Origin of the sequence: Bifidobacterium myosotis (genome assembly GCF_002259745.1) — a bacterium.
GTDB classification, from domain to species: Bacteria; Actinomycetota; Actinomycetes; order Actinomycetales; family Bifidobacteriaceae; genus Bifidobacterium; species Bifidobacterium myosotis.
On record NZ_MWWW01000013.1, the window covers coordinates 161,527 to 173,649 of the forward strand.

A 12,123-nucleotide genomic window follows, 5' to 3' on the forward strand; every position below is an offset into this window, starting at 1 on the left:
TGGTTGAAAGTATATACACGCTTATGCATATTTATGCATAAGCGTGTTGGGATGTGAGATGCCGAGAGGAGCAAAACAGGTATTCGTCAATTGTAGCGTTTACGCATGCGGCGCATTCGCCCTCGCACGGACCGGCAGACCGCATCCGCCTATCCAGCAGGGCTTCCTCGTCTGAAGTAGCCGCGGCGGTTACTTGGAGGCGAGGGCGAGCAACCAGTCACGACGGGCGACGGCGGCGGCATCGTCGGCGCAAATCGCCATGACCGTATCGTCGCCGGCGATGGTGCCCAGCACGCCGTCCAGCGGCTGGCGGTCGATGACCGACGCCACATACTGCGCCGCGCCGGACGGCGTGTGCACCACCACGAGATTGCGGGCCGCGGCCACCGAGGTCACCAGCCCGGACAGCACGCGCGACATTTGTGCCTCGCCGCGCTGTCCCACATCCTCACCGCCCTCCGAGGCGGTTTGCGACCGGTCCACGGTGTAGGCGACCGTACCGTCGCGCAGACGCGTCTTGACCGCGTGCATCTCATCCAGATCACGGCTGAGCGTAGCCTGGGTCACCACGATGCCCTCGTCGAGCAGAATCCGAGACAGCTGCGACTGCGAGGTGATGATATGCGTGGCCAGCGCCTGTTCGATGGCGCTCAGCCGAGCGGCCCTCGTGGCCGGACGCTGCAGCGACGGCTGGTTCTCATGGTTCTCGCTCATGCGAGCGGTCATGCCAGCAGGCTTTCGTCGCCGCGGGCCTTGCCGGTCAGCCAGGTCAGCAACGCCTTTTGCGCGTGCAGTCGGTTCTCGGCCTCGTCCCAGACCACGGACTGCGGTCCGTCGATCACCTCCGGCGTAACCTCCTTGCCGCGGTAGGCGGGCAGGCAGTGCTGGAACAGGGCATCCGGCTTGGCCAGCGCCATCAGCTCGGCGTTGACCTGATAATCCCAGAACGGCTTGGAACGGATGGCGTATTCCGCTTCCTCGCCCATGGAGACCCAAGTGTCGGTGAAGACGCAATCGGCGTCCTTGACGGCCTCCTTGGCATCGGTGGTCACCAGAATGGAGCCGCCGTTCTCGCGGGCGATGCGTTCGGCGTCGGCCACGATGTCCGGACGGGGCAGGTAGCCGTAGGGACCGGCCACGCGCACGTTCATGCCGGCCACGGCACCGCCGAGCAGGTAGGAGTTGGACATGTTGTTGGCCGCGTCACCCACGTAGGCGATGGTCTGGTTCTTGAGGTTGTCCACACCGCCGCGGTGCTCCGCAATCGTCTGGAAGTCGGCGAGGATCTGGCACGGGTGGAAGTCGTCGGTCAGGGCGTTGACCACCGGGTGGGTGCTGTACTTGGCCATCTCCTCGACGCGGTCCTGGCCGAAGGTGCGCCAGACCACGCCGTAGGCCATGCGGTCGAGCACGCGGGCGGTGTCCGCCACCGGTTCGCCGCGGCCCAGCTGGGAGCCGGACTTGTCGATGACCAACGGATAACCACCGAGCTCGGCCACGCCGATGGAGAAGCTAGAGCGGGTGCGGGTGGACGGCTTGTCGAACAGCACGGCCACGGCCTGCGGGCCGGCGAACGGCTGCCGGTAGAAGCGGTCCTTGTGGAATTTGATGGCGAGCTCGAGAACCTGCTTCTGCTCCTCGTGGTCGAGGTCGTCATCGCGCAGCATGTGGCGCAGTTCTGGGGTCATGGTGATCTCCTTTGTTGTGATACGTATTGTGGGGCGCTTCCGATCATCAGTGACGCCGTTCCCTCAGGAGGAGCCAGAGACGAAACGGGATGCCCGGACGTATGCGCGGCCTCTCGGAGACGAGGCGGCCACGGATACGTCAGTCGTTGGGAAGGTCGGTTGGAACGGTCTTGAGGATGGCGATGGCCTTGTCCACGTCATCGGCGGTGACGATGAGCGGCGGGGCGAAGCGCAGCGCGTCGGGGGCCACCGCGTTGACGATGAGCCCATGTTCGAGGCAGTGGTTCATCACGGCGTGGGCGCACGGGTGCTTGAGTTCCACGGCGTCCAGCAGACCGCGACCGCGCACGTCCACATACAGCGGATTGCCGGTGGCCATGATGCCCTCGCGCAGCTGGCGACCGCGCTCCTCGGCGTTCTCGACGAGATGCTCGTCCTCGATCACGCCGAGCGTGGCGAGCGCCGCGGCCGCGCCCAGTGGATTGCCGGCGAAGGTGGAGCCGTGCGAGCCGGGGGTGAATAGCGCGGAGAGCTTGGCGCCGAAGGCGATCATGCCGCCCATCGGGAAGCCGCCGGCCACGCCCTTGGCGAAGGTAACCATGTCAGGGGTGACGCCGCCGGACAGGTCCTCGCGCTGGAACGCGAACCACTTGCCGGTGCGGCCGATGCCGGTCTGCACTTCGTCGATGATGAGCAGCGCGTGGTTGATGTCGCACAGTTCACGTACGAACTTGACATAGTCGGCGCCGAGCGGCCGCACACCGGCCTCACCCTGGATGAGCTCCAGAATCACCGCAGCCACCGGGCCTTTGCCGTACCTGCCGAGACCCGTCTGGGCGAAGGCGTCGTGCAGGGCCAGCTTGTCGCCGGCGCGCACGAATTCGATGTTCGGCACCAGCGGGTCGTAGGGCTTGCGGATGCCGGGCTTCCAAGTGGCGGACAGCGCGCCCATCGTACGACCGTGGAAGCCGTGGGTCATGGCGAGGATACGGGCCGGCTTGCCGCCGACCGACGGCAGCGCGCCCGGGAGGGTGCGGCCATACAGCTTGGCAAGCTTCAGCGCCGCCTCGTTGCCTTCGGCACCGGAATTGCCGAAGTACACTTTGGAGCCTTCGGGGGCGCCGGCGAGCTTGACCAGCTTGGCGGCCAGCTCGATCTGCGGCTCGGAGGCGAAGTAGTTGCTGATGTGCGCCATGCGTCCGGCCTGCGCGGCGACGGCCTCGACCCACTTCGGGTGTGCGTAGCCGAGCGAGTTCACGGCGATGCCGGCAAGGAAGTCGAGGTATTCGTTGCCGTCGACGTCCCAGACGTGCGCACCCTTGCCGTGGTCCATCACGCGAAGGGGCGTGCCGAACACGTTCATGTGGACCTGGGCGTACTCCCCCAGCCACCTGCTGTCCTCGGCGCCCAGGGTTTCCTTGTGTTCTGTGGTTTCAGCAGCCATAGGAGCTCCTCATCTCCAGTCCCTCCTCGGGCACGACCATGGTGCCGATGCCTGCGGAGGTGAATATCTCGTTCAGGATCGAATGCGGTTTGCGGCCGTCGATGATGTGGGCCTGGGGCACGCCGCCGTCGATGGCACGCACGCATGCCTCCATTTTCGGACGCATGCCGGATTCCAGATCGGGCAGCATGTCGCGCAGCGTCTCGACGCCGATGCGGCCGATCAGCGAGTTCTTGTCCGGCCAATCGGCGTACAGGCCGTCCACGTCGGTCAGGATCACCAGCTTGTGGGCGCCCACTGCGGCGGCGAGGGCCGCGGCCGCCGAGTCGGCGTTCACATTGAGCACCTGCGTGGCGTCCTCCTCGTTCGGTGCCACGGAGGAGACGACCGGGATGCGCCCGGCCGCCACCAGATCTTCCACGGCGGAGGCGTCCACGGAGACCACGTCGCCCACCAGACCGATGTCCGTGGGCTCGCCGTCGATGACGGGCCGACGCTTCATGGCGGAGAACAGGCCGCCGTCCTCGCCGGACAGGCCGACCGCCATCGGGCCGTGGGCGTTGATGAGGCCCACCAACTCGCGCGAGACCTTGCCGGTGAGTACCATGCGCACCACATCCATGGCCTCGGGCGTGGTGACCCGCAGGCCACCCTTGAACTCGGACTTGATGCCGAGCGCTTTGAGCATATGGGAGATCTGCGGTCCGCCGCCGTGCACGACGATCGGGTGCAGACCCACCTGACGCAGGAACACCATATCCTCGGCGAAGCAAGCCTTCAGATGTTCGTCGATCATGGCGTTGCCGCCGTATTTGACCACGATGCGCTGGCCGGCGAACTCCTCAAGCCACGGCAGCGCCTCGATGAGCACCTCGGCCTTCTGATCGGCGCGCAGATCGGTATGCACGTCGAAGTGGAACCCGGGTCCCTTCAATTCAGTAGCCATTCCTTGTTATTCCTCATCTTTCATCCCCGCGGAGGGACGGGTTTCGGCGCCGGTGTCCGTTGCGAGACCGCAGGCTAGCCGAACGGCCTTGAGCGTGTCTATCAACACACGCCGGCGCCGAAACCCGTCAGCTCCCGTGGAATCAGCTTTCGTAGTCGGCGTTGATATGTACGTACTCGTGGGTCAGGTCGTCGGTCCAAACAGTGGCCTCGGCGTCGCCGGCGTTCAGGTCGATGTCGATATGGACTTCGCGCGGGGTCATGTCCACCTCGCTGCGGTCGCGTCCGGCACCGCCGTTCTCGCAGATGCGCACGCCGTTGACGTCCACGGTCACCTTGTCCGAATCGTAGGGTGCCACGCTCTCGGGGACCGTGCCCAAGGAGCTCACGATACGTCCCCAGTTCGGGTCGTTGCCGGAGATGGCGCACTTGAGCAGGTTCGAGGCCGCCACCGCACGCCCGCATGCCAGGGCCGCGTCCTCGGTGGTCGCGCCGGTCACGGTGATGCGGATGTCGTGGGATGCGCCCTCGCCGTCGCCGATGATCTGACGAGCCAGCGAAGAGCAGGCCTCACGCACAAGCCGGTTGAACTCGTCCTTGTCCGGTTCGACGCCGGAGGCGCCGGAGGCGAGCAGTAGCACCGTGTCGTTGGTGGACATGCAGCCGTCCACGTCGATGCGGTTGAACGAATGCTCGGCGGCCTGGTTCAGCGCGGCCTGCATCTGGCCGCCGCTGACCACGGCGTCCGTGGTGATGACGCACAGCATGGTGGCCAGCTGCGGGGCTATCATGCCCGAGCCCTTGACCATGCCGCCGATCTTCCAGCCGTTGGAGCCGGTCAGGGTGACGGTCTTCGGCTTGGTGTCGGTGGTCATGATGGCCTGCGAGGCGTCCGCGCCGGCCTCGGCGGTGTTCGCCAAGGCGGCGTATGCGGTCTTCGCGCCTGCCAGTACGTTGTCAAGCGGCAACAGCTCGCCGATGAGGCCGGTCGAGCAGACGGCCACGTCGGACGGGTCCTTGGCCCCGACCAGCGAGGCCACGGTCTCGGCGGTGGCGACGGACTGCTGGTATCCGGCCTCGCCGGTGCAGGCGTTGGCCCCGCCCGAATTCAGGATGACGGCCTTGATATGACCATCCGCCAGAGCCTTGCGGCTCCACTGCACGGGGGCGGCGCAGAAACGGTTCGAGGTGAACACGCCGGCGGCCGCGTCCAGCGGTCCGTTGTTGACCACCAGGGCCAGATCCTTCTTGCCTTCGACGGCGGAAATGCCCGCCGCGACGCCCGCGGCGGAGAAACCTTGTGCGAATGTAACGCTCACGGTGCGACTCCAATCATGGTCAGGCCCGCATCCTCAGGCAGGCCGAGTGCGATGTTCAGGGACTGGACCGCCTGACCGGCGGTGCCACGGTTGAGATTGTCGATGGCGGCGAAGGCGTAGATACGCTCGGATCGGCGGTCGGTGACCACCTGCAGATGCGCGGCGTTGGAGCCGACGATGTTGCCGGTGGCGGGCAGCATGCCTTCGGGCAGCAGCACCATGAAGTCCTGGCCTTCATACGCCTTGGCCCACACGGCACGGATCTCCTCGTCACTCATGGCGAGGGCCTTGTCCGTCATCACTGCGGAGACGGTGGCTAGGATGCCGCGGGACATGGGTGCCAGAATCGGCGTGAAACCGAGCGTGAATTCGTTGGCCGCGGCGGCGCTCTTGCCGGCGGCGTGCGCGAGGTTCTGCAGGATTTCGGGAATATGCCGGTGCGTGCCACCCACCGAATACGGCAAGGCGGACCCCAATGCCTCGGCGGCGAGCAGGTTGGTGCGCTTGAGGTTCTTGCCAGCGCCGGAATAGCCGACAACCAAGTCGGCCACGATGCTTCTGGGCTCCACAAGCCCCTCGGCGACGCCGGGCTGGAGGGCCAGCGTGGTAGCGGTGACATTGCAGCCGGGACCCGCGATGCGCTTCACGCCAGGCAGCGATTCGCGCTGGCGGATGTACTCGCCGTTCGCGGTTTTGCCGGTGATGAGCTCGGGCATGCCGTATGTCCAGTGCTCGTAGAAGTCGCCACCATAGAACTCGTCCCACGCCTGACGCTCCTCGAGGCGGTGGTCGGCGCCCAGATCGACGACGACCGCGTCCGGATCGAGTTGGGCGGCCAGCTTGCCGGATGCGCCGTGCGGCAGGGCCAGGATGATGACATCATGGCCGTTGAGCACTTCGGGCGTGGTGTCCTCAACGACCAGTTCGGCCAATTGGGGAATGTGGGGCATGTGCTTGGCCATGGAATCCCCCACCGAGGAATGGCCGGCCACGCAGGTGACCTCGAAGTCGGGATGCGCCGCCAGAATGCGCAGCGCCTCGCCACCGGCATAGCCTGTGGCCCCGGCCACGGCCACTGTATATTTCGCCATACTCATCTCTTTTCCATTAAGGTGTCTCGGACGAGTATACGCGATTATGCAAACTCATGCATATTTATGCACTGCGGTGTGTTGATATGTGAAACACCCCATGCGCGACATCGCAGACCGGACAGACCAGACAAGCCCGGCCCCGACCGGGCCGAATCGGCGGCAAGCCCCGGTCGCACGGCGTCTCAGGCGGACAGCGATGAGTCGCCGGTCGAGCCGGAGCCGCCGGAACCGTTGCCCATAAGCTGCTGCAACGCCTCCTGATACAGCGTCGAGGCGTCGACGCCGTTCATGGCCATCCAGATGACCGCGATGGTGTACAGCACGTTGATCACCACTGCGGCCACCGCAAGACCGAAGCCCTTCATATGGAAGGTGCGGGTGCGCCACATGGCCACGACACCCATGAACGCGGAGAGCACGGGGACCGGGAAGAACAACGCGAGCACGAACGCGATGATCGCATAGGAGTCCCAGTGCCCGTACAACGGGTTCTGGGAGGGATCGTCCAGATTGACGCCGTTGTAAAAGCGCGGCGGACGGTTGCCCTGGGGCCCCTGCCCGCCGCCGGGCTGGCCCTGCGGCGGATACGGCTGCCCCTGCATGCCGGGATAGCCGCCCGGATAGTATCCGGGGCCGGCCTGCTGGGATCCATTGGGCTGCCAGCTGGACTGGCCCGACTGCCCCTGCTGACCGGGCTGTTGCCCACCCGGCTGCCCGGACCCGAATCCGGTACCCGGCCAGCCGAACTGGCCCTGACCGCCAGCCTGCTGGTTGCCCTGTGGGCCCTGCGGCCAAGCGAACGGTGAGGTCGCCCCTGCAGCGGCATCCGCATTACCATTCACGGAATCCGACTTGGGCTTGTCGGGTTCGGGAGCGCCATAGAGGTACGGATTGTAGTCCGGTCCGTACTTGCTCCGCATCGCACCGTACTCAGGCTGCTGATACTGACCGTATTCCGGTTCGTTGTGCTGCTCCGGTTGGCTCATGGCGCTCCTTGATGGTCGTTGTGTCAGGCACGCAGCTGGGCGCCGATTTCGGCGGCCTTGGCCACGATGGCCTGACGGATGGCGTCGCTGTCCTCGGCGGACAGGGTCTTGTCCGGGGAGCGGAACACCACGGCGTAGGCCAGGGACTTCTTGCCCTCGCCCACCTGCTCGCCGGTGAAGACGTCGAACAGCTCGATGGATTCGAGGTTGGCGCCGGCCGCCTCGCGTACCACGGCCTCAAGCTGGGCGGCGGTCACGGTGGAGTCCACGGTGAAGGCCAGATCCTGCTTGACGGGCGGGAACGTGGAAATCGGCTTGGCCTGCACGGGCTTGCCGCTCAGCGTGCCGAACAGCGCGGTGAGGTTGAGCTCGAACGCGGCCGAGTGGGCCGGGAAGCCCAATGCCTCGTTGACGCGCGGGTGCAGCTCGCCGACCCAGCCCACGAACAGGTCGCCCACCATCACGCGGGCGGCACGGCCGGGATGCCACTGTGCGGGCACGTTCTGCGCGGCCGGCTGGTCGAGTTCGATGACGGCGCCGATACGGTCGGCGATGCGACGCACGGCCTCCACGGCGTCGGACCAGTCGACCGAGCGCTTGCCGCCCAGCCAGCCTTCGTCCTCGGCGAGTCCGGTCAGGATGCCGGCCACATGGTCGGGCTGATCCGGCAGACCGGCGTCAAGCGCGGCGAGCTGCTCCTCGCTCGGACGCACGCCGCCCGGAAGGGCGGGGATGACCGGGGCGTTCGGGTCCCACAGGTACACATGACCGAGCTCGTACAGGGAGACGTTCTCAATGCCGCGACGGATGTTGCGCTGCACGGTGGTGGCCAGCGTGGGCAGGATCTCGCGGCGCAGGAACGGCCGATCGCCGTAGAGCGGGTTGGCGATCTCGACGCTCACCTGCTTGGTGGCCTCGGGGTCGTAGCCGAAGGCCTTGTAGTCCTCGTCACCCACGAACGGGTAGCTCAGCGCCTCGACCATGCCGTACTCGGCAAGCTCGTCGGCGATGCGACGGCGACGCAGCTGGTCCGGGGTCAGGCCCACACGGCCCTCGACCGGGGCCGGAGGCACGGTGACCGGAATCTGGTCGTAGCCGACCAGACGGGCAATCTCCTCGACCAGATCGCACGGCTCGTTAAGGTCCGGACGCCAGGTCGGTGCAGTGACGGAGAACTCGCCGTTACCGCCGCCGGCCACAGTGCAGCCGATGTCGGTAAGGATGTCGGAGATGCGGTTGATGTCCACGTCGAGACCGGCCACGCGAGCCACCTCGGAGGCCTTGAAATGGATGGTCTTCGGACGCGGCGTGCGGTTGAGGTCATTCGGGAAGTCGCTGGGCTCGCCATTGCCGTAGCGGGCCAGCAGCTCGGCGGCCATTTCGGCGGCGGCCGGCTGCAGCGCGGTGTCGACGCCGCGTTCGAAGCGGCGGGACGCCTCGGAGGGGATCTTGTGACGGCGGGCCGAACGAGCGATGGTCACCTGATCGAAGTGCGCGGCCTCCAGCAGGATGTTCTTGGTCTCGGCGGTCACCTCGCCGTACATGCCACCCATGACGCCGGCGATGCCGATGATGCGGGAGCCCTTCTCGCCGTTCGGGGAATCGGTGATGAGCAGGTCCTCGACGCTCAGGTCGTGGTTCTTGCCGTCGAGCGTGGTGAGCTTCTCGCCTTCACGGGCGCGGCGCACGACAATCGGACCCTCGAGCTTGTCGAGGTCGTAGGCGTGCATCGGCTGGCCCAAATCGAGCATCACGTAGTTGGTCACGTCCACGGCGAGCGACAGCGAACGCATGCCGGCGCGGGTCAGGCGGCGGCGCATCCAGTTGGGCGTGTGCGCGGACGGGTCGAAGTTGCGCACCACGCGGGCGTAGTAGCGGTCGCAGCCGGGCACGCCGTGGATCGGGTTCTGGTCGTCGATCTCAACGTCGATGTCCACCTTGGTGCCGGGCTCGTAGCCGGCCGTGTCCGGTGCCTTCTCGCTGAGGGCGATCGCCGGATCGGTGTACGGCTGGCCGGTGGAGTGGTGGTATTCGCGTGCCACGCCACGGTAGGACAGCGTGTAGCCGCGGTCCGGGGTGATGTTGATCTCCAGCAGCGGCTGGTCGAGATGCAGCAGGTGCATGGCGTCCTGGCCGGGCTTCAGCGCGTCGTACTCGGCCTTGGAGAAGCCGTAGTTGCGCAGCAGGATGATGCCGTCGTGGTTGTCGCCCAGACCCAGCTCGCGCTCGGAGGCGCACATGCCGTTGGAGATGTGGCCGTAGGTCTTGCGCGGCTCGATCTTGAAGTCGCCGGGCAGCACGGCACCAGGCAGGGTCACGACGACCTTCTCGCCGGCGGCCATGTTCGGGGCGCCGCAGATGATGCCGCGCGGCACCTTGTTGCCGTTCTCGTCGGTCTCGTTGTATTCGGGGCCGACGTCGACGTGGCACCAGTTGATGACCTTGCCGTTCTTCTGCGGTTCGGGGGTGGCGTCCACGACGTAGCCCACCACGATCGGGCCGGTCACCTGGGAGGAGTGGATCTCCTCCTCCTCAAGGCCCACCTTGACGAGGTCCTTGGCAAGCTGTTCGTAGGTCAGGCCTTCGGGAACCTCGACATGGTCCTTGAGCCAATCGATATCGATCATAGGCATGGGTAACTCACTCCCCCATCACAAACTGTTCGGCGAAACGGACGTCGCCTTCGACCAGGTCATGCATATCGTTGATGTCGCTGCGCAGCAGGAGCGTGCGCTCCATGCCCACGCCGAATGCGAAGCCGGTGTAGACCTCCGGGTCGATGCCGGCGGACTTCAGGACGTTCGGGTTCACCATGCCGCAGCCGCCCCATTCGAGCCAGCCGGGGCCGCCCTTCTTGTCCGGGAACCACAGGTCGAGCTCGGCGCTCGGTTCGGTGAACGGGAAGTAGCTCGGGCGCAGACGGGTCTTGGCCTCGGGGCCGAACATGGCCACGGCGAGCTTGTCCAGCACGCCCTTGAGGTCGGCCATGGTCAGGTGCTTGTCCACGGCGAGGGCCTCGCACTGGTGGAACACCGGGGTATGGGTGGCGTCCAGCTCGTCGGTGCGGAACACGCGGCCCGGGCTGGCGATGTACAGCGGCACGCCGCGGGTGAGCAGCGCGCGGACCTGATCGGAGGAGGTCTGCGTGCGCACGACCATGTTGGAGCCGACGAAGCCGGCCGCGTCCTTGGCCTGATTGCCCTTGACGTAGAAGGTATCCTGCATCTGACGCGCCGGGTGGTCCGGGCCGAAGTTCAGGGAATCGAAGTTGTACCACTCCGCCTCCACTTCGGGGCCGGAGGAGATCTGCCAGCCCATGGAGATGAAGAAGTCCTCGACGTCCTCCATCAGCTTGGGCAGCGGGTGACGCGCGCCCAGCGGCTTGCGGTTGACCGGCAGCGTCATGTCCACGGTTTCGGCGGCCAGCGCGGCCTTCTCGGCGGCTTCCTTGAGCTCGATCTCCTTGGGACCGTACGCGCGGCCGAAGTCGGCGCGAAGCTTGCCCATGAGCTTGCCGGCTTCCTTCTTCTGGTCTGCGGGCAGGGAACCGATGGCCTTGCTGGCCTGGGTCATCGCCGAATCGGCGCCTGCGTACTGTGTCTTGATGGCCTTAAGTTCCTCCAGATTGGAGGCACCTTGGATTTTCTCGATGCCCTCGGCGACCGCTGCGGTCACCTGGTCGGCGTCGAACACCAGTTGTTCTGCCACGAGAACCCTTTCGTCCGATGATTGCTCAGCGTTTTACAGAGTTTTTTCCAAACTCACATTGTTTCAATATGACGCGACATAGCCAAGCTCATCAGCATCACCGCGGCCGAGGTGGCGAGGTTGAGCGATTCGGCTTTGCCGTACAGCGGGATGGAGACGATACGGCCGCAGCGGGCGAGGATCCCGGGCTCAAGCCCACGCGCCTCATTGCCGAACAGCACGGTCTTGGGTCGTCCTGCGGCGCCCGGGTCGGCGAGCACCGACGGCAGGCTTTCCGGCTCACGCCCGGGGATGCCGTACACATCGGCGGCCCATACGTCCATATGCTGGGCGGCCGTCCAAGCGAAGAACTCCTCGGTGCCCATCGTCAGCACCGGCAGATGGAACAGCGAGCCGACGGTGGAACGGATGACCTTGGGATTGAGCATGTCCACGCAGTCGTCCACGAACACCACGGCGTCGCATCCGGCGGCGTCCGCGGCGCGAATCACCGTGCCGGCGTTGCCCGGGTCGCGCACCTGCCAGAAGGCCGCCACCTGCGGGGCTCCGCCGAGATCCACGTCCTCCACGCTCCAACGTATCGCGTTGGCGTTGCCCACCGCCACGATGCCCTGCGCGTCGGAGCTGATGCGGCGAATCACCTCGCCGGTGCAGCGGTGGACGTAGATGGTGGCGTCCTGCGATGTGTCGACGATCTTCTCCAACGTGGAGGATGCGATGCGCGGATGGTCGAGCGCCTGCGCGACCTCGACGTACAGGTCCTGCACCACGTCGGGCCGCCAGGTAACGGCCTCGCGCACCGACTGCGGCCCTTCGATGAGGAACCGTCCGGAGCGCTCGCGTCCTTTGGCGCGCGCGAGGTCCGCGACGCGGCGCACCCGGTCGGATTTCGGATTGTCAAGAATCTGGGCATTGATGGGCATACGCCCTACCCTACCG

At 66.1% G+C, this 12,123-nt stretch carries 10 protein-coding genes; all 10 read right to left on the reverse strand.

Annotation, left to right across the window (positions count from 1 at the left end):
* Positions 1-189: 189 nt before the first annotated feature.
* The 10 genes from BMYO_RS06605 to BMYO_RS06650 all read right to left on the reverse strand — a co-directional run bounded on the left by BMYO_RS06605 (position 190) and on the right by BMYO_RS06650 (position 12,107).
* Positions 190-714, reverse strand: coding sequence for an arginine repressor (locus BMYO_RS06605; RefSeq protein WP_094667745.1), 525 nt, complete (start codon positions 712-714; stop codon positions 190-192).
* A gap of 8 nt (positions 715-722) precedes the next feature.
* Complete coding sequence (gene argF / locus BMYO_RS06610) at positions 723-1,688, reverse strand: ornithine carbamoyltransferase (protein WP_094667701.1); 966 nt, start codon at positions 1,686-1,688, stop codon at positions 723-725.
* 139 nt (positions 1,689-1,827) lie between these two features.
* The gene (locus BMYO_RS06615) at positions 1,828-3,132 is read right to left on the reverse strand and encodes an acetylornithine transaminase (RefSeq protein WP_094667702.1); all 1,305 of its coding nucleotides are present in this window, start codon (positions 3,130-3,132) and stop codon (positions 1,828-1,830) included.
* Entirely contained in the window at positions 3,122-4,078 is a 957-nt protein-coding gene (gene argB, locus BMYO_RS06620; RefSeq protein ID WP_094667703.1) for an acetylglutamate kinase, read from the reverse strand. The genes BMYO_RS06615 and argB overlap by 11 nt, the downstream gene beginning before the upstream one ends.
* Positions 4,079-4,220: 142 nt before the next feature.
* Positions 4,221-5,396, reverse strand: coding sequence for a bifunctional glutamate N-acetyltransferase/amino-acid acetyltransferase ArgJ (gene argJ, locus BMYO_RS06625; protein ID WP_094667704.1), 1,176 nt, complete (start codon positions 5,394-5,396; stop codon positions 4,221-4,223).
* Positions 5,393-6,487: an N-acetyl-gamma-glutamyl-phosphate reductase gene (gene argC, locus BMYO_RS06630; protein WP_094667705.1), complete on the reverse strand. Its 1,095-nt coding sequence runs from the start codon at positions 6,485-6,487 to the stop codon at positions 5,393-5,395. The genes argJ and argC overlap by 4 nt, the downstream gene beginning before the upstream one ends.
* A gap of 185 nt (positions 6,488-6,672) precedes the next feature.
* On the reverse strand, positions 6,673-7,476 hold the full coding sequence (locus BMYO_RS06635) for a DUF4190 domain-containing protein (protein ID WP_094667706.1): 804 nt from the start codon (positions 7,474-7,476) through the stop codon (positions 6,673-6,675).
* 23 nt (positions 7,477-7,499) lie between these two features.
* Positions 7,500-10,109 carry a phenylalanine--tRNA ligase subunit beta gene (gene pheT, locus BMYO_RS06640; RefSeq protein WP_094667707.1) on the reverse strand — a complete coding sequence of 870 codons (2,610 nt, stop codon included), beginning with the start codon at positions 10,107-10,109 and terminating at the stop codon, positions 7,500-7,502.
* A 7-nt stretch (positions 10,110-10,116) separates the two neighbouring features.
* Entirely contained in the window at positions 10,117-11,184 is a 1,068-nt protein-coding gene (pheS, locus tag BMYO_RS06645) for a phenylalanine--tRNA ligase subunit alpha (RefSeq protein ID WP_094667708.1), read from the reverse strand.
* Positions 11,185-11,237: 53 nt separating this feature from the next.
* A complete protein-coding gene (locus BMYO_RS06650; protein ID WP_094667709.1) occupies positions 11,238-12,107 on the reverse strand; it encodes a TrmH family RNA methyltransferase in 870 nt (289 codons plus the stop codon).
* Between the last annotated feature and the right edge of the window lie 16 nt (positions 12,108-12,123).

Bases quoted from the DNA above. Each gene is read 5' to 3' on its own strand.
- BMYO_RS06605 (WP_094667745.1), bottom strand. From the start codon at position 714: ATGAGCGAGAACCATGAGAACCAGCCGTCGCTGCAGCGTCCGGCCACG.
- argF (WP_094667701.1), bottom strand. From the start codon at position 1,688: ATGACCCCAGAACTGCGCCACATGCTGCGCGATGACGACCTCGACCAC.
- BMYO_RS06615 (WP_094667702.1), bottom strand. From the start codon at position 3,132: ATGGCTGCTGAAACCACAGAACACAAGGAAACCCTGGGCGCCGAGGAC.
- argB (WP_094667703.1), bottom strand. From the start codon at position 4,078: ATGGCTACTGAATTGAAGGGACCCGGGTTCCACTTCGACGTGCATACC.
- argC (WP_094667705.1), bottom strand. From the start codon at position 6,487: ATGGCGAAATATACAGTGGCCGTGGCCGGGGCCACAGGCTATGCCGGT.
- BMYO_RS06635 (WP_094667706.1), bottom strand. From the start codon at position 7,476: ATGAGCCAACCGGAGCAGCACAACGAACCGGAATACGGTCAGTATCAG.
- pheT (WP_094667707.1), bottom strand. From the start codon at position 10,109: ATGCCTATGATCGATATCGATTGGCTCAAGGACCATGTCGAGGTTCCC.
- BMYO_RS06650 (WP_094667709.1), bottom strand. From the start codon at position 12,107: ATGCCCATCAATGCCCAGATTCTTGACAATCCGAAATCCGACCGGGTG.